Source organism: Acinetobacter sp. V115_6 (genome assembly GCF_031799025.1).
GTDB classification, from domain to species: domain Bacteria; phylum Pseudomonadota; class Gammaproteobacteria; order Pseudomonadales; family Moraxellaceae; genus Acinetobacter; species Acinetobacter pittii.
This window is the reverse complement of the sequence record NZ_JAVQNO010000021.1, coordinates 229,883-247,039: the sequence shown is the minus strand read 5'-3', so window position 1 is coordinate 247,039 and position 17,157 is coordinate 229,883. Positions and strand designations below refer to the sequence as shown.

Genomic DNA, 17,157 nt, shown 5'->3' with positions numbered 1-17,157 from the left:
ACCAGACTCCTATCAATCTCTTCTTGGCTTGATCATAAAACATCGGTTTTAATTTGCTCAAAAGAGTAATGAACTCTTAATCCAAAGTAAATGCATTTTCGATCCATTGCAGATCATAATGGAAATTTGAAAAGTCTTGCTGTACTGTTTTTGCAATTTTCTGTGGAAAATCAAAACAAATCACATCAAAACGACAATAAAAATCCTGATAAGATGGGTAGCGCTGTAAAAAACGCATCGCGGTTTTAATAATTTTCTTCTGCTTTGTTCTCGTTACCATTTCGCAAGCCTGTCCATAATTTCCTATAGTACGCGCCTTTACCTCAACAAAAACCAGCTCTTGCCCTCTTTTAACAATCAAATCCACTTCACCACGGCGTGAATGGTAATTACTGGTTACCCATACATAGTTTTGCTTTTGCAACAGGTTTAAAGCTGTTTGCTCTGCCCATTTTCCCAACTGCTGCGCTATTAACATTCTTATCTTCCCCAAATTAAAAGTAGCACCACATATTTTGATGCTTAAATTATTTCGTTAAATCCACCCGTACTTTTTGATTTAAATTGAACAAATGAAAATCAGATCATTTTGGAAAAGCAAAGGTTAGCAGACATTGTTCACGCCCAAATCATAATTTCGGGTAAACTACCCCATTAAAATTGTTTATCTGTACGGAGTAAAACCAAATGAGTGCTCAGTTATTCGTTGTAGCCACCCCAATCGGGCACTTAGATGATATGACTTTCCGTGCAATTGATATTTTAAAATCAGTTTCTATTGTAGCTGCCGAAGATACACGTCAATCAGCACAATTATTTAAGCACTATAATATATCGACTCAACTTACTGCATGTCATGACCACAATGAAAGTAATAAAATTGAGCAGTTAGTTCAAAAATTACTTGCAGGCGATAACATTGCTTTAATTAGTGATGCCGGTACACCACTTATTAGTGACCCTGGTTTTAAGTTAGTTCGAGCTGCTCAAGAACATGGCATTAAAGTTGTTCCTGTGCCTGGCGCATGTGCTGCAATTGCCGCTCTAAGTGCAGTAGGTCTACCGAGCGATCGTTTTAGTTTTGAAGGATTTTTGCCATCAAAAGCTTCTCAACGTATTTCTCAATTAGAAAAACTCAAAAATGAAACTCAGACCTTAATTTTCTATGAAGCACCACACCGTATTTTAGAATGTGTAAAAAATATGGCTGAGGTATTTGGTGAAAACCGCCCTGTAGGTTTCGCACGTGAAATTACCAAAACCTTTGAAACTATCAAAAAAATGACTTTAAAAGATTTAGTCAGTTTTATTGAAAATGATCACAATCAAGAAAAAGGCGAAATTGTTCTTGTAGTTGGCGGTGCACCAGAAAAAACAGATCTGGAACAAGAAAAACTAGATGAGCTTTTAAAGCGTTTACTTCAAGATTTATCTGTTAAAGCGGCATCTCAACTGGCTGCCGATTTAACAGGTATTAAGAAAAAAATTGCTTATCAACGTGCGCTTGAGTTAACCCAATCTTAAACTTATCTCAATATCTGTTTTGCTGACTGAACAATTGTCTCAGTTAATACATCAAGTTGCTGCGACTGTCTTTTCCAGTGGTGCCAATATAAAGGAACATCAAGTTCGGCTTCAGGCATAATATCAACAAGTATTCCATTTTCGAGTAGTGACTGAACCTGCAACTCGGGCACCATGCCATAGCCTAAACCTAATTGAATTGCTTTGACGAAAGCATCTGTTGCTGGAATAAAACTATAAGGATAACTTTGCATCGGTAAACCGTATCCTTTTAGTAAGACCTCTGAATGCATTAAGTCTTTATGATTAAAAATAACTGCTGGTGCTTTTCTTAATGCGTCTCTATTCACTCCAGCACTGAACCATTTATTTACAAATTCAGCAGAGGCCAACATTTTATAACGCATTTTTCCTAGTGGTTGAGCTAAACAACCTGACATGACCTGCTCTTCTGCCGAAATACAGGCATTGACTTGTCCTGTCTCCAATAAAGTGTGCGTGTGAGATTGATCATCAATTTTTAGTTCTAATACTATTTTTTCTTTAAAAAGCGTTTGCTGAATATTTGGTAAAAGCCAAGTAGCTAATGAATCTGCATTTGAAGCTAGAGCAATTTTATAAAATTCAGATTCTGATGATTTTCCCATCAAACCTTGTAATAAATTTTGCTCCATTAACCTCGTATGCCGTAAATGTTGTAATAAAGTTTGCCCTGCTTGAGTGAGCACACACGGGCGCCCCCTTATAATTAGAATTTGTCCTAAATATTTTTCTAAAGCCTGTACGCGTAAGGACACTGCCGAGGGTGTAATATATAAATGCTCCCCTGCCGCATCAAAACTTCCCAATTCTGCTACTGCAAGAAAGGCTTCACACTGTTTGCTATCTAACATATCAAGCCTAAATTTTTTTTAGCCAAACCTAAATATTCTTAATTTTACTTATTTCTTAATAAAAAGTCAGATAATTCCCGCATCTGATTTTTTCACCTTATTGTTATGTTCTCTCTTAGTATATTTTTTAAAGGTTTCGGTATTGGCAGTGGGCTTATCGTAGCAATTGGAGCTCAAAATGCTTTTGTCCTAAAACAAGGACTTAAACAGCAATATGTATTTTGGTTGTGTTTAATCTGCGCTCTGTCCGACTCAATTTTAATTGCCTGTGGTGTATTAGGCTTTGCCGAAATCATGACGGCATCACCTATCTTAATTACCGTAGCTAAATATTTAGGGGCAACGTTTTTATTAGTTTACGGTGCCAAAGCATTTTATGCTGCATTTAAGACTACCCAAAGTATGGTCCTTGATAGCAGTCAAAAACAAACATTAACTCAAGCATTAGTGACCTGTCTTGCCTTTACTTGGCTTAATCCTCATGTCTATTTAGACACTATTGTTCTGATTGGTTCAGTTGCAACTCAGCTTGAAGATAAAGTGAGTTTTGCTTTGGGCAGCATTCTTGCCTCTTGGGTTTTCTTTTTTAGTCTGGGCTATGGTGCAAGATTATTAAAGCCACTATTTACCAATCCCAAAGCTTGGAAAATTTTAGATTTCATTATTGGTTGCGTTATGTGGAGTATCGCTATAACCCTCTTGTTTTAACGGCTTAAAATTAAAAAAGGATCATAAAAAGATCCTTTTTTATTACTCTTTAGTATTACGCTTCACTGGCAACTATAACTCTTGCCTGTTTTCTTTCTTGTTGTGACTGTTTTATAACAGCATAGCCAGAAGATACACCCAAGTATGCAATGACAAAGGCAACAAATAAATCGGGAAATACACTGCCTGTTCCAAATACCCCAACCGCCGCTAAAATTACAGCAATATTGGCAATTGAGTCATTTCTACTGCACAACCAAACAGAGCGCATGTTGGCATCACCATCACGAAATGCATAAAGCATAAGCGCGACAGAAACGTTAGCAATTAAAGCCATTATACCAATTGCCCCCATCACCATTGGTTCGGGTGAAACACCATAAAAATACGACCAGATCACTTTCGCAATGACAAAAACGCCGAAAGCCGCCATCGTTATTCCTTTAACTAATGCCGCTGTCGCACGCCAATATAAACTCATCGAAAGAACGACTAAAGATAATGCATAATTTGCTGCATCTCCGGCGAAGTCCAATGCATCTGCCCAAAGTGAAACAGATTGGGCCTTATAACCTCCCAATATTTCCACCACAAACATTAAGCCATTGATCACGAGTGCAATCCATAACGCTTTTCTAAAACGTGGACTCACCTTCTTTGAAGGAGAACATGTTGAAGCACAACCACATCCAGCCATTTTATTTCCTCAAAAACTCTTTTATAGTGATTAAAAACCCTTGAGCAGCTCCAGAGTCAAGTCTTATGAGTCTTTCTATTGGTCAATTATCAAAAAAAGCGGATATTCCAATTGATACGATCCGTTATTACGAAAAAGTAGGTGTACTTGATCGCATCCAACGTTCAGAAAATAATTATCGTGTTTATACCGAACAAACACTTGCAGACCTTTTATTTATTAAGCATTGCCGTGAATTAGATATTTCACTAAGTGATATTAAAACATTAAAAGAAATGAAAACTCAGCCTAAACAGGCCTGCACAGAAATTGATAATTTAGTCGATAAATACTTAAAAGAAGTATCAGAAAAAATCGAACGATTATTACTTTTAAAAGAATCTTTAATTGATTTAAAACAGCATTGCTCTACCAATCGAACAGTAGATGAATGCGGGATCCTGAGAGAACTGCAAAACTCGCTTTAAAAATAAAAAAAGCATCACTCATGTGATGCTTTTTAGGATTAATGGTCGCTATGTTCATCTGGAGGAACTTCAGTAATTCTCCCCCCTCGAGCTAAAAATGCGGCAACTTCATCTTCCAGCGCTTGGCGCTGTTTTTGCTTAGCAGTCACAGTCAGTGTTTCTGCCTCAGCAATATCAGTATCATTAATACTGCTTGCTTCTTCATCAGCTGCACCGCTTTCAGCTGCCTTCGCTTCATCTTCATCTACAGCAGAATCTTCTGCATCTTCATAATCATTGATATCTGACATTTTTCACTCCCCAGAATGATTTCTATTGCATCATCGCTATGGTCCCAAGACCTCAGAAATTTAGCAATCTCTTTGCATTTAGCAAAGAGCCAAATTGGTCAAATGTGTATCTTTTTCAACCCAATTGGTAATGATATATAAATGATTGTTTAAAAAATATCTACTGATATTTATTTAGACCAGTAGAGCATAAACTTCGTAATTATTTTAACGACTATACTGGGTGTTTTGTAAAGACCCTAAACCGTTTGCTTGTTGCATAAAACGCTCTTTTAAGAAGGAAATTTGTTCAACTTGCTTGAGTCCCACATTCCGAGCCCAGATAAATGGAAATAGCTCACTACTTTCCAACCAGCCAATTGCCGACATGCTATGCATCATTGCATCATTCTGGCCTTTACGGCGATGCTCATAACGCAACAATGTCTGTTCATTTGCCCATACGCCACGCGCTAAATCATGTAACAGTGCATCACAGAGTACAGCCGCATCTAAACAACCAATATTTACCCCTTGTCCAGCAAGTGGATGAATCACATGTGCTGCATCCCCAATTAAAGCTAAACCAGCTTTCACATACTGTTTTGCGGCGCGCGCTTTGAGTGGGAATTGGGCTCTTGAACGTACATCTAACACTTCACCCAACATATGTTGGCTTTCACGAGTTAAAAGCTGCATAAATTCATGATCGGTTAAAGCAGAATATTCATCGGCATAATCATCAGGTAGTGTCCAGACAATTGACTGCCAGTAGCCATTTTCACTTTCTTCAAGACTAGCCATCGGCAAATAAGCTAAAGGCCCTGTAGGTAAGAAAATTTGACGAGCAACATGATTGTGGGGTTTAGATGTTTTAATGGCACAACTAATCGCTGCTTGCTTGTAATCTAAGACATCTAGGTCAATAAAGGCCTGTTCTCGTACAAATGAATTGGCACCATCTGCACCAATCAGCAGCTTTGTTTTAAGTGTCGTACCATCTGCCAATTGAATATACCAACAACCAACACCCTGCTCAATGCGAGTCACGCGAACTTGAGTACGATAATCTGTTAACTGCTCAAGCATTTTTTGTTGAATAGCAACATTCAACACACTTGGCTCAACCATAGAACCCAAGGCCTGTTCTGGCATTGGTCTTTGTACGGACTCGTGACCAAAATTAATTTCACCATAGCCATTCAGATTCCACACTTGCATTCCTGTATATGGCATTTGACGTGCTAGATCATCCCAAACATTGACAGTTTTAAGTAAATGAATGGTCGCTTGGCTCAGTGCTAAAACACGCGGATTCATCACACTTAGTGTTTTTTCAACATCCAGTACAGGAGCAGCGTCAAGCACAGTAGGCTGTACACCACCTTGTGCAAGTAATAAAGCTGTTAAACCACCAACCAGCCCACCACCAACAATGACAACATCTAGTACTTCACTCATGCTTTTAACCCCATTGCATAGTTCGCTACCAGTGGTTTAACACCTGGAATGACATCAAATGCAATTAATCCCGTATTACGAATTAATTTTAATAATGGATTTTGATTACTAAAACCACGAACCACGGTGTCACAGAACTTAATTACTCGCTGTTGATCTGACAAACGGGCCTGTTCATAAGCCAGTAAATTATCAGGGTTGCCAATATCGTCAGAAGAGGTTAGCTGGTTTACTAAATAACGCACTAAAACATCCGCATCACGTAGGCATAGGTTAAAGCCCTGTCCTGCAACAGGATGGATTGTATGCGCTGCATTACCCATCAAAATAACACGACCTACAGCTTGTTTATGTGCAAGCACTTGTGAAAGCGGATAACTAAAGCGTTTGCCGGTTTTTTCAAATTTACCAGCTCGGTCACCGTAAGTTTGTTGTAAAGCATTTAAGAAATGCTGATCATTTTCATCGCCTAACCACTCACTTTCAGTGCCTTTTTTAACAGGCCATACAACCGAACGGCGATATTCGCCCGGTAAAGGCAACAAAGCTAAAGGACCTAATGCACTAAAACGCTCAAAACCTACTTGCTCATGGGGTTTTGAAGTCTGAACGGTAGTGACAATTGCAACCTGATCATAATCATGAACATCAACATCGACGCCAATTGCCTGACGACAGAAAGAGTCACGCCCATCTGCGGCGATTAATAGTTTTGACTCAAGTTTTAAAACTTCATCACCACGCTTGGCCTCAATATGTACTTGCTCAGCATCTTGAGTTAAAGCAGTCACTTGAACGCCATCAATCAGCTCAATCAAAGGCTGCTGACGTACTTGAGTCAATAAAACACGACCCAACCAAGCATTTTCAATCACCTGCCCAAAGCTTTCGACTTTTTCTTGTTCTGCAATTAATCGTGCCTTACCAAAACTGCCTTGTTCAGTAATGTGAACTTGTAGAATTGGAGTCGCGTGCTGCTGTAATGCATCCCATAACCCCAGCTTCTGATAAATCTGGACGCTACGACGCGATAAAGCCGTATTACGCGCATCAAAACTGGAATGATAAGGGGCAACATTTTGATCATCATAGTTTGGGTATTTCACAGCTTCTAACAGCTTTACTGCAATATTAGCCTTCGCCAGCATGAGTGAAAGGCTAAGTCCAACCATTCCCCCACCTACAATAATCACGTGTTGTTGCATCGAGTTGTGCTCCTTTGGCGAATACGTTTAATTATGATTTAGCTTGCGCCATTAAATGTTCAATATCTGCAATATTTTTAACTACATCAGCAGTTAAAACTCGTGGACCTTTTGAGGTTGCGACCACATCATCTTCAATACGAATACCAATACCACGCCATTTTTTATCTACAGTTTCATCGTCTGGTGCAATGTATAGGCCTGGTTCAACGGTAACGACCATACCTTCTTCATATTGACGCCAGTCTTCACCTTTTTTGTAAGACCCGACATCATGTACATCCATTCCTAACCAATGACCTGTACCATGCATATAAAATTGACGGTATGCTTCGGTTTCGATAAGTTCGTTAATATCCCCGTTGAGCAGACCTAAATCCACTAAGCCTTCGGTTAAAATTTTAACTGCTACTTCATGAGGCTCACGGTACGAATTACCAATGCGTACTGCATCAATCGCCGCATATTGAGAAGCCAATACAACTTCATATAATGCTTTTTGTTCAGCACTAAATTTACCATTTACCGGAAAAGTACGGGTAATATCCGACGCATAGAACTCATATTCGCATGCAGCATCAATTAAGACTAAATCACCATCTTTAAGAGGTTGGTTATTTTCAACATAGTGCAAAATGCAGGCATTAGCCCCACCACCAACAATACTGTTATAAGACGGGACACAGCCGTTTTGCCCGAAAATATAATTGAGTTCGGCTTCTAGCGCATATTCCATCATACCTGGACGCACCATTTGCATCGCGCGGGTATGTGCCTGAGCGCTAATTTTTGAGGCAATTTGCATCAGCTCAAGTTCTTGTGGTGACTTAATTAACCGCATTTCATCGACAATACGGTCGAGCTGTACCAGTTGAGCTGGAGCACCTTGATGTCGATGCTCAGCATCTGCTTTTTTAATCCACTGGCTCACCCGTGCATCAAACGCAGCATTTTGCCCAATCCGATAATAAAGGCGTTCTTTATTTAATAACTTTTCAATAATTTCCTCATCAAGTAGATCAATTGCATAGGCTTCATCTGCATCATAGTCTTCGATTGCACCGTCAATTCCGACACGGTAACCATTCCAGATTTCCATCTCGCGGTTACGTTCACGGCAAAAAAGACTATAGCTATAGTCAGTTACATCCTCAAAAGTTTCAATAACTGCAACTGCCTCAGGCTCAGCAAAGCCCGTCAAATAGAAAAAACTACTATCGGCACGGAATTTATAATCCGCATCACGATTACGGTACATCTCCTCACGCGTTGCAATAATTGCAATACTGTTAGGACCCATTTTTTCTGCTAAACGGTCTCTACGATGTTGAAAATCAGCTTGAGGCAATTTCATAATGATCTACTTGATTTAGAATTTTAAAGTCAAAAAATAAAATACAACCAATAACACATCGCCTCAATTAGCTTGGACGATGTGGTGTGAACATTTCTACAATATTCTGATCTGTACCTAGAGCTGCATTTTTACTTTTTGCATGAAAGTTTTTCAATAAAGAACTTTCAGCTACAGTGATTTTTTTTCTGCCAATAGACAAGCTCACAGGGATTAAGCGTACAAATTCATACAATTCTTCGTAACTGCTTTCACCTTCCTCATCATTGTCAGAATCTTCAAATTCAACTGCAGCAACATCTTGAAGGTGTTCAATCAATTCGCGCTCATCACCACGAACATGACCCGATGCCAAACCAAAACCTAACACAACACCCGCACACCAATCAGATAGTGCTTGCACACGCTCTTGAAGTAGATGTTCATCATCTGGAAGCATTGGTAGATAATCTAATTCATCTTCAGATAAAGCATGAACCACATCTTCTGCTTCGTCAGTCAAAAGCGCTAAAGCATCTTCACTTAACTCTGGCACATTAAGGGTTGTTAAAATTTGTGACCATTCTTCACGCGTAGGCGCTTCTGTCACACAAACAATACCTGTTAACAGACCATGTAACTCACTAGGGCTTGAAATTTCTTCAATTCCTTCAAAATGAGCGTTCCAATCTGTCCAGCCTGAAATATCGTCTTGCATTCGTTTATCCAATCTCTATACTTTGTATATATTACCTTTGATTGCAATTCTGTGCGACCTCGTTATGTTAGAACAATTACAGCGGCTACAAGCGCATATTAGCGTTTTAAAAACACGCTTACATCATTTAGAGAGTGAACATGCGGCACTCTCGGAAGCTAAAGAACTGGCTGAAACAGAGCATCACGCACAAGTTGTGCAAAAAAATAGTATTATCACTAAAAAACAAGAGGAAATTGAGTCAGTAACTGAGCAACTTTCTCAGTTAAAAGGCCAATTTCAACAATTGAATCAAGATGCTAACACACTTGCCGAACGTTATAGCCGATTAGAAAAAAGTACGACTGATTTAAAAAATCGTTTTCAAGAAATTCTTGCAGAACGAAATGAATTACGTGTTGCAAAAGAGAAGTTACAAGCCCACCAGCGTCAAACCCAACAAGAGCTGCATGATTTACAACAAGATCGTGACCGTTTGTTACAAAAAAATGAGCTTGCCAAATCAAAAGTTGAAGCCATTATTCAGCGTTTAGGAATTTTAGGCACTGCTCAAGATCAACACGCTCAAGAAATCCAGCAACTTGCCCATCCTAATGCTGAAACTGGTGAGGAGATCCAATCATGAGTGAACAAGTCATGGTAGAGCTTAGGCTGATTGAGCAGACTTTTAGACTCGCGACTACCTCAGATAAAAAAGATGAACTTGAACGCGCAGCGCAACTTCTCAATGAGAAATTTAATGACATGCGCCGTAGTGCCCCACGTGTTGAGCACAACAAACTAGTCATTATGGTCGCTCTACAGTTAACTCAAGAAGTGCTGAGTCTTAATAAATCTTTGCAGGAATACACTCACTGTGAACGTCTACTGCAAACGATTTTAGAAGATGTGGAACAGGTTATTTAACAAGCTTTGATTACCACAAAATGCCTTGCTCTATAAATCATAGATGCAAGGCTTTTTTATTTTTGACTATCCATTACGGTTGAATATCGTTTTATCCACTTTCAATGTACAAAGCTTCATCAAACGCAAACTAAGTTTACAGTTCCATAGACTCAAGTGATTGCCAACATAGTCAGATCGGTTATACTTAAGCTATCTCTGGGATGTTCGCCAGCGGGTCTATTCCCCTGCCGATACTTAAACTTATGGATTGCGTTCTGTATATTTAGAGTGTATGCCTACCTTCGAGTAGGAAACCCAGCAAGTATACGTCGCGTCCACCTTGAACTCATCGGGTTCAGGGTAACGACACATGCAGCGGCATCTTCGGAGCATTTACTTTTAATTAAATAATAAAATTTCAAATATTTATTTTAATTTGCCTTTCAATACAGACCTGTCGGTACGATCTTTTCTCAAGCATTCAATAAGCATGATATTATTATTTTAGAGATGAATGAGTCTCTGAATTCAAAATTACCTTTCTTTTCTACTCAGGCATTCTTGATACCAAGCTGTTTGAAAATCTTCTATCGCTTTTCGTTTAAAGAAGCTGGTCTTGAATACTTTGGTTGAGTAAGCAGAAGTAATTAAATCTTGATAAAGTTGTTTTGCCTTTGGATCTTCAAGACTATTCGCTATATGTTGCAAGTCTTCAGATGGGACTTTTTGTTGACGCGCTTCCATGACAGTATAAGAAACTTTCTTTACCACATTACAAATTTCGGGGTCATTTACACTTTCATCGGCATAACAGCCAAAAGCAAAAAAACCAAGAAAAAATAATTTAAACTTCATGTACCTACCTTATTTTTATAGCTTTAAATTAATTACAGAATTTTATTATTAATAAAGAAATAGGAAATTGATCCCTATTTCTTTTAAAGGTTTTTATGCTGGATTAATCACATAAAAATAAATAATTAGACCTACTAAAACGGTTGAAGCGATCGTTAAGTATGTACCAACTGTATTAAAACTCTGTAAGAACTTTAAGATTTCCATATCTAAATCCCCTAAACTTTCACTTATAAAGATAGAAGAAAATTTATCACAACCCAATAATGCCAATCAATTCACATTTATCGGATTTTTTGAGATTAAAATCAAAACAAACTTATTGAGTGCATCTAATCGCAAAAGCATCCTTATAGTAGTCCGTCGCACTTTTCAAATCTGATAATAATTTCTCTTCGGTATAAGGTTTAGGCGAAATTTTTATTAAGGCAGGCATATATTGGGTCTTATAAACTTCTGGATAGTCATGACATAAGATTTTGACTTTAACTTCTTGCGGTGTATTCGGGTTATCTAGTTGATCTAAAAACTCTCCTATTTTACGATCTGATTCTTCAAATTGAGCTTTATAATCAACTTCCGCCGCTTCAGGTTCGGCTTGTTTCGTACATCCACCAAGTAGCAGACCAATACTTATTGTAATGGTTAAAATTTTCAACTTCATAGGCTTAACAATTCTGCATTAATCTTTTAAATATACTTAACCTTATTAAATGTAAAGAAATACTGACAATACGTAAAGAAATAGAATTTTTAATAGTTAAACACAATAGATCAGATCAATTTGTGACTATTGCTCCAACGAATTTAAGTTATTTCGAATTAACCTCCTATTTCCATAAAGCTGTCGAAAAATAGGTATAATTTTGCATGACTGATCTTTAATCTTAGTTAGATTTATACATGAATGAACTCAGCTTTATTAGAAAAAATTTAAGATCTAAAAGACGTTCTTTAAGTTCATTTGAGCAAAAACAAGCTCAACTTGATATTCTTCATCATTTAAATACCCTGCCCATTTTTCATTCTTCCAAAAAAATTGGTTTATATTTGCATGCCTTTGGAGAAGTTCACACAGAGCTTCTCATAGAATTATGTTTTAAAAAGAATAAACAAGTTTATTTACCGATGATTTGTTCAATGAACCAGCGTTTAGTCTGGGTAAAAATTTCTAAAAACCAATATATAAACCGACGTTTTTCGCATCACCCATTGGGAATGAAAGAACCGATGGCAACTAGAGCAAAACATGTTTCATCACTTGATTTATTGATCATGCCACTTCTGGCATGTGATCGATATGGTACACGTATTGGCATGGGAGGTGGTTATTATGATCGTACCTTGGCAAGTGCAAAACACAAACCTTATCGTTTAGGGTTAGCTCATCAATTTCAATTTATCGAACATACTTTAAAACGTCAGAGTTGGGATCAGCCATTAGATGCTTTACTCACACCTCAACGTGTTTATTATTTTAAAAGATAATATTTATATAAAAACTAATAAAATTTAGTCAGATAAAACCAGTTTTTTACTTTTATGTCTTTCAAAATCATAAAAGTAACCACCCTAAGGATGGTTACTTTTACGTGACAGACCGTTTCACCAACTTATATTAGCACCTCTATTAGGCACCAAACATTGAATAAGTTGTGAATTATTGTTAACCATATAATGTCTATAAATCGCCCACAAAATGATTACTTTCTATTCATAAACATTTTTTGTGATATGGATATTTATAATTATTAAGCTAAATTACTTAGCATTAATACAAAATTTTATTCTTCTTAAGAATTAATCTCTTGATTCATAACATTTTTAAAAAAAAGTTGACTAAATTAGTCCTTTTTTCCACATTTTCTCTAGTGAGGCCCTTGTAATTTTTAAAATACACATCACTATAAAAAACATGGCAACCTCGTTGTCACTCATTAGGAGTGCCCATGTCTGAACTTATTATGAATGAAAAAACTGACTTAGAGCCTCAGGTTCCAAGTGTATTACCACTTTTAGCGTTGCGTGATGTTGTGGTTTACCCACACATGCAAATTGCGTTATTCGTGGGTCGTGAAAAATCGATCAATGCAGTTGATGTGGCTCGTAACAGTGACAATTTAGTATTTGTAGTTGCGCAAAAAGATTCGCTTACAGAAGAAATTGATCACGATAACCTTTATCAGTACGGAACTGTCGCTAAGATTGTTCAAGTCGTAAATCATGAGAATGATGAAAACTGCATTAAAGTACTTATTGAAGGTTTACATCGCTCTAAACTTGAAAAGATTATCGATGAAGATAGCCATTTGACTGCTGAACACAGCTTAAGTCCAATGACAATTAACGTAGATAAAGCTACTCAAGAAACTCGTTTGCAAGAGTTACGTACTTTATTTGCTCAATATGCTGAAGCAAAATTACGTAATGCACGTGAACTCGTTGCTGCGGCTAATAAAATTGAAGACTTGCTACAACTCATGTTCTTCGTAGCAACACGTGTGCCTCTAAATATTGAAATTAAACAGAAGTTTTTAGAGCACGATGAGTTTGAAGCACATTTGCAAGAGCTTATGAGCTACTTGGTAAATCAATCTGCTGAACAGCAAATTGAACAAACTTTGCATGACAGCGTAAAACGCCAAATGGAAAAAAACCAACGTGAATACTTTCTAAATGAAAAAATGAAAGTCATTCAACGTGAACTTTCTGATATGAATGGCGGTGCTGAAGATGACGTTGCTGAGATAGAGAAACGTCTTGCTGAAGCTGATTTACCTGAACACGTACGTAAAAAAGCTGAAGCTGAGTTCCGTAAGCTTAAAGCAATGCAACCAGCGTCTAGTGAAGCAGCTGTTGTACGTAACTATCTAGAAGTAATTTTAGATACGCCGTGGAATAAAGCGAGCAAAGTGAGTATTAACCTTGCGAAAGCACAGGAAATTCTCGATACAGATCACTACGGCTTAGATGATGTAAAAGACCGTATTGTTGAATACTTAGCTGTTCAGTCGCGTGTTAAAAAGCTCAAAGGTCCGATTCTATGTTTAGTAGGCCCTCCTGGTGTAGGTAAAACTTCACTTGGTGAGTCTGTCGCGAAAGCAACAGGTCGTGAATTTGTTCGTATGGCACTCGGTGGTGTACGTGACGAAGCTGAAATTCGTGGTCACCGTCGTACTTATATTGGTGCGATGCCAGGTAAAATTGTGCAATCTTTAACAAAAGTTGGCGTGAAGAATCCATTGTTCTTACTCGACGAAATTGACAAGATGGCGCAAGACTACCGTGGCGATCCTGCTTCTGCATTGCTTGAAGTATTAGATCCATCACAAAATAGCAAGTTCAACGATCACTATTTAGATCTTGATCTTGACCTATCTGAAGTGATGTTCATCTGTACTGCAAACAGTATGAATATTCCAGAAGCCTTGCTTGACCGTATGGAAGTTATTCGTCTACCGGGTTACACCGAAGATGAGAAAGTTAACATTGCTGAACGTTACCTTGTTCCAAAAGCAATTAAGAACAATGGTTTACGTCCAAAAGAGTTAACAATTCATGAAGAAGCGATCCGTGACATTGTTCAACGTTATACGCGTGAAGCTGGTGTACGTAGTTTAGAGCGTGAAGTGTCTAAAATTGCACGTAAAGTGGTAAAAGAAGCAGTAAGTAAAAAGTCTAAAAACTTACAGCTTGATGTGACTTCTGCCAATCTTCCAGAATACTTAGGTCCACATAAGTTTGACTTTGGTATTGCAGAAGATGAAGCACAAGTGGGACGTGTAAATGGTCTAGCTTGGACATCTGTAGGTGGTGAGTTACTTACTATTGAAGTTGCAGCGGTTAAAGGTAAAGGTAAATTCATTACAACCGGTTCACTCGGTGACGTAATGAAAGAATCTATTACTACAGCAATGACTTTAGTGCGTACACGTGCCGATGAGTTAGGTATTGAAGCTTCTCGTTTTGAAGAAACTGATGTACACGTTCACTTACCTGAAGGTGCAACACCAAAAGATGGCCCATCTGCTGGTTTAGCATTAACAACTGCGCTTGTATCAGCATTTACAGGTATTGCAATTCGTCCTGATATTGCAATGACTGGTGAAACAAGCTTAGGTGGTCGTGCAATGCGTATTGGTGGCTTAAAAGAAAAACTTCTTGCAGCACACCGCGGTGGAATTAAACTTGTATTTATTCCTCAAGACAACGTTCGAGACTTAGCAGAAATTCCTGCGAATGTTAAAGAAGGTTTGGAAATCAAAGCTGTGAAAAGTATTGATGACATCTTACCTTTAGCATTAGTTTCGTTGCCAAAGCCTTTACCTAAAACACCGATTGTAAAACCGGTGGAAGGCTCAAAAGCAGCACGTCACTAATTAAAAATATAGAAAAAGAGAGCTTCGGCTCTCTTTTTTTTGTTACACAATTTGATTGAAAAATATCCAACCATCCTCATAATAGGTAATAAGAGTATTTAAATAAATGAGTACTCTTAACTATCTAATTCTTAGATAGCCTTGTTTTTATTCTCTATGATCATCTGAACTCCAGACAGATGATCATTTGATCGCAGTCCAACACTGTTTTTTGGACTGCGTTTTTTATGCCAGCTTTTTAGATCGTCAGATACTTTCATTCATCAGGTATAATGCGCCAGCTGTATTTGAATGAATAGATAACATGAAAATTCGTATTCTGACCATTGGTCAAAAAATGCCTGCTTGGGTTCTTACTGGTTTTGAAGATTATTTCAAACGCATCCAACCTTTTGTTCAAACTCAAGTTATTGAACTACCTATGGCCAAACGTGGTAAGAATGATTCAGAAGCGGATATTTTAAAGTATTGCCAAATTGAAGGCGAAAGTATTTTAAATGCTTTAAAACCGAATGAAACCTTAATTGCTCTTGAAGTTGGTGGTCGGGAACTAAGTACAGAAAAATTAGCTGATACAATGAAACAATGGATGCTTGAGGGTAATGATGTAGCACTTGCGATTGGCGGTCCAGATGGTTTGTCAGATCAAGTACGTAAAGCAGCTGCTTGGCATTGGTCACTCTCAAAACTTACCATGCCCCATCCTTTAGTACGTGTTTTATTAATCGAGCAGCTTTACCGAGCGATGAGCATTAATCATAATCATCCTTATCACCGTGCATAAAAGGAACAAACGTTTCATTTTAAGAACAATCCGTTGAAATCAGGATACTTTTAACATGTCCTGATTTTGGCATAATGACTATTATTCTGCTTTTCAACTCAGGTGTAATGAAATGGAACTACAAACCCTTCCTGGACTGTTTATTTCCCATGGCTCGCCCATGCTTGCACTTGATCCAGAACAAGTGGGACCTGCTCTACACCGTTTAGGCACAAATCTTCCTATACCTAAGGCAATCATTGTGATGTCTGCGCACTGGGAAAGTAAAGCACTTGAAGTGAGCATTTCGACTCGTCCTGAAACATGGCATGACTTCCGTGGATTTCCTAAAGAGTTATATGAAATTCGCTACAGTGCGCCTGGCGAACCAGCATTAGCAGAAGAAATCTTAAAATTATTGGCCGATGCTCACTTTGTTGCACATGCCAATAGTACCCGTCCTCGTGATCATGGCGTATGGATGCCTTTATTGCATATGTACCCAGATGCAGACATTCCTGTAGTCGAAATTTCTTTGCCATCAAATTTAAGTGCACAAGAAATTTATCGTATAGGACAAACGCTTACCCCTTTACGTGATAAACAAATCTTACTCATTGGTTCAGGAAGTATTACTCATAATCTTGCAGAGTTATCTTGGCAAGGAGACAACTCTAAAGTTCCTGAATGGGCTTCAACTTTTAGAAATACTGTCGTTAATAAGCTTTCCCATCAAGATTATGATGGAGTTTTAGACTGGCAATCACTGCCGTTTGTGAAACGCAACCACCCTACGCTTGAACATTTTGCACCTTTGTTTTTTGCTATGGGTACAGGCAATCGCTTTACGATTGTTCATAGTAGCTTCACAATGGGCTCATTAGGAATGGACATCTATCGTTTTGATTAATTATTAAGAAATACCCCGTTTTGCGGGGTATACCATTATTTTTGTTGAAAATTAGAATAATTTACAAACTTATACATTTTAAAAACC

At 38.0% G+C, this 17,157-nt stretch carries 20 protein-coding genes and 1 other RNA gene; 10 read left to right on the top strand and 11 right to left on the bottom strand.

Annotated features, from left to right (window positions below):
* Positions 1-76 precede the first annotated feature (76 nt).
* The gene (locus tag RMA94_RS09585) at positions 77-478 is read right to left on the bottom strand and encodes a YraN family protein (protein WP_014206105.1); all 402 of its coding nucleotides are present in this window, start codon (positions 476-478) and stop codon (positions 77-79) included.
* A gap of 209 nt (positions 479-687) precedes the next feature.
* Between RMA94_RS09585 and rsmI the strand changes: the two genes are divergently transcribed.
* A complete protein-coding gene (gene rsmI, locus RMA94_RS09580; RefSeq protein WP_311082684.1) occupies positions 688-1,524 on the top strand; it encodes a 16S rRNA (cytidine(1402)-2'-O)-methyltransferase in 837 nt (278 codons plus the stop codon).
* A 2-nt stretch (positions 1,525-1,526) separates the two neighbouring features.
* Here rsmI and RMA94_RS09575 read toward each other — a convergent pair whose 3' ends face one another.
* Entirely contained in the window at positions 1,527-2,417 is an 891-nt protein-coding gene (locus RMA94_RS09575) for a LysR family transcriptional regulator ArgP (RefSeq protein ID WP_311082683.1), read from the bottom strand.
* A gap of 105 nt (positions 2,418-2,522) precedes the next feature.
* Between RMA94_RS09575 and RMA94_RS09570 the strand changes: the two genes are divergently transcribed.
* The gene (locus RMA94_RS09570) at positions 2,523-3,125 is read left to right on the top strand and encodes a LysE/ArgO family amino acid transporter (RefSeq protein ID WP_057068558.1); all 603 of its coding nucleotides are present in this window, start codon (positions 2,523-2,525) and stop codon (positions 3,123-3,125) included.
* A gap of 55 nt (positions 3,126-3,180) precedes the next feature.
* Here the strand turns inward: RMA94_RS09570 and RMA94_RS09565 are convergent, their stop codons facing one another.
* On the bottom strand, positions 3,181-3,822 hold the full coding sequence (locus RMA94_RS09565; protein ID WP_130173724.1) for a cation transporter: 642 nt from the start codon (positions 3,820-3,822) through the stop codon (positions 3,181-3,183).
* A gap of 65 nt (positions 3,823-3,887) precedes the next feature.
* Between RMA94_RS09565 and RMA94_RS09560 the strand changes: the two genes are divergently transcribed.
* Positions 3,888-4,289 (top strand): MerR family transcriptional regulator, encoded by a 402-nt coding sequence (locus RMA94_RS09560; RefSeq protein ID WP_044100633.1) that lies wholly within the window; start codon positions 3,888-3,890, stop codon positions 4,287-4,289.
* Between the two features lie 38 nt (positions 4,290-4,327).
* Here the strand turns inward: RMA94_RS09560 and RMA94_RS09555 are convergent, their stop codons facing one another.
* From RMA94_RS09555 to RMA94_RS09535, 5 genes are all read right to left on the bottom strand, one after another.
* Positions 4,328-4,579: a hypothetical protein gene (locus RMA94_RS09555; protein ID WP_002117665.1), complete on the bottom strand. Its 252-nt coding sequence runs from the start codon at positions 4,577-4,579 to the stop codon at positions 4,328-4,330.
* A 207-nt stretch (positions 4,580-4,786) separates the two neighbouring features.
* Positions 4,787-6,019: an FAD-dependent monooxygenase gene (locus RMA94_RS09550; RefSeq protein ID WP_311082680.1), complete on the bottom strand. Its 1,233-nt coding sequence runs from the start codon at positions 6,017-6,019 to the stop codon at positions 4,787-4,789.
* The gene (gene ubiH / locus RMA94_RS09545; RefSeq protein ID WP_125739134.1) at positions 6,016-7,224 is read right to left on the bottom strand and encodes a 2-octaprenyl-6-methoxyphenyl hydroxylase; all 1,209 of its coding nucleotides are present in this window, start codon (positions 7,222-7,224) and stop codon (positions 6,016-6,018) included. The genes RMA94_RS09550 and ubiH overlap by 4 nt, the downstream gene beginning before the upstream one ends.
* Before the next feature lie 31 nt (positions 7,225-7,255).
* Complete coding sequence (gene pepP / locus RMA94_RS09540; protein ID WP_130173728.1) at positions 7,256-8,578, bottom strand: Xaa-Pro aminopeptidase; 1,323 nt, start codon at positions 8,576-8,578, stop codon at positions 7,256-7,258.
* 67 nt (positions 8,579-8,645) lie between these two features.
* Positions 8,646-9,275, bottom strand: a complete 630-nt coding sequence (locus RMA94_RS09535; RefSeq protein WP_130173730.1) for a UPF0149 family protein — start codon at positions 9,273-9,275, stop codon at positions 8,646-8,648.
* Positions 9,276-9,339: 64 nt separating this feature from the next.
* Here RMA94_RS09535 and RMA94_RS09530 point away from each other — a divergent pair, with 64 nt between their 5' ends.
* The 3 genes from RMA94_RS09530 to ssrS all read left to right on the top strand — a co-directional run bounded on the left by RMA94_RS09530 (position 9,340) and on the right by ssrS (position 10,558).
* Positions 9,340-9,900 (top strand): hypothetical protein, encoded by a 561-nt coding sequence (locus RMA94_RS09530; protein ID WP_002117619.1) that lies wholly within the window; start codon positions 9,340-9,342, stop codon positions 9,898-9,900.
* Positions 9,897-10,181: a cell division protein ZapA gene (locus RMA94_RS09525; protein ID WP_005070547.1), complete on the top strand. Its 285-nt coding sequence runs from the start codon at positions 9,897-9,899 to the stop codon at positions 10,179-10,181. Before RMA94_RS09530 ends, RMA94_RS09525 begins: the two co-directional genes overlap by 4 nt.
* A gap of 192 nt (positions 10,182-10,373) precedes the next feature.
* Positions 10,374-10,558: non-coding RNA, 6S RNA (gene ssrS / locus RMA94_RS09520), on the top strand.
* 139 nt (positions 10,559-10,697) lie between these two features.
* On the opposite strand, the gene RMA94_RS09515 is transcribed toward ssrS, so the two are convergent.
* From RMA94_RS09515 to RMA94_RS09505, 3 genes are all read right to left on the bottom strand, one after another.
* On the bottom strand, positions 10,698-11,018 hold the full coding sequence (locus RMA94_RS09515) for a hypothetical protein (protein WP_068529188.1): 321 nt from the start codon (positions 11,016-11,018) through the stop codon (positions 10,698-10,700).
* 93 nt (positions 11,019-11,111) lie between these two features.
* Positions 11,112-11,225 carry a hypothetical protein gene (locus tag RMA94_RS09510; protein ID WP_002117788.1) on the bottom strand — a complete coding sequence of 38 codons (114 nt, stop codon included), beginning with the start codon at positions 11,223-11,225 and terminating at the stop codon, positions 11,112-11,114.
* Positions 11,226-11,337: 112 nt separating this feature from the next.
* The gene (locus RMA94_RS09505) at positions 11,338-11,682 is read right to left on the bottom strand and encodes a hypothetical protein (RefSeq protein ID WP_017398660.1); all 345 of its coding nucleotides are present in this window, start codon (positions 11,680-11,682) and stop codon (positions 11,338-11,340) included.
* Positions 11,683-11,921: 239 nt separating this feature from the next.
* On the opposite strand from RMA94_RS09505, the gene RMA94_RS09500 reads away from it, so the two are divergent.
* From RMA94_RS09500 to RMA94_RS09485, 4 genes are all read left to right on the top strand, one after another.
* The gene (locus RMA94_RS09500; RefSeq protein WP_068529191.1) at positions 11,922-12,506 is read left to right on the top strand and encodes a 5-formyltetrahydrofolate cyclo-ligase; all 585 of its coding nucleotides are present in this window, start codon (positions 11,922-11,924) and stop codon (positions 12,504-12,506) included.
* A gap of 461 nt (positions 12,507-12,967) precedes the next feature.
* On the top strand, positions 12,968-15,397 hold the full coding sequence (lon, locus tag RMA94_RS09495) for an endopeptidase La (RefSeq protein WP_032037256.1): 2,430 nt from the start codon (positions 12,968-12,970) through the stop codon (positions 15,395-15,397).
* Between the two features lie 304 nt (positions 15,398-15,701).
* Positions 15,702-16,181 (top strand): 23S rRNA (pseudouridine(1915)-N(3))-methyltransferase RlmH, encoded by a 480-nt coding sequence (gene rlmH / locus RMA94_RS09490; protein WP_002054393.1) that lies wholly within the window; start codon positions 15,702-15,704, stop codon positions 16,179-16,181.
* A 112-nt stretch (positions 16,182-16,293) separates the two neighbouring features.
* Positions 16,294-17,070 (top strand): class III extradiol ring-cleavage dioxygenase, encoded by a 777-nt coding sequence (locus RMA94_RS09485; protein WP_032005893.1) that lies wholly within the window; start codon positions 16,294-16,296, stop codon positions 17,068-17,070.
* Positions 17,071-17,157 lie beyond the last annotated feature (87 nt).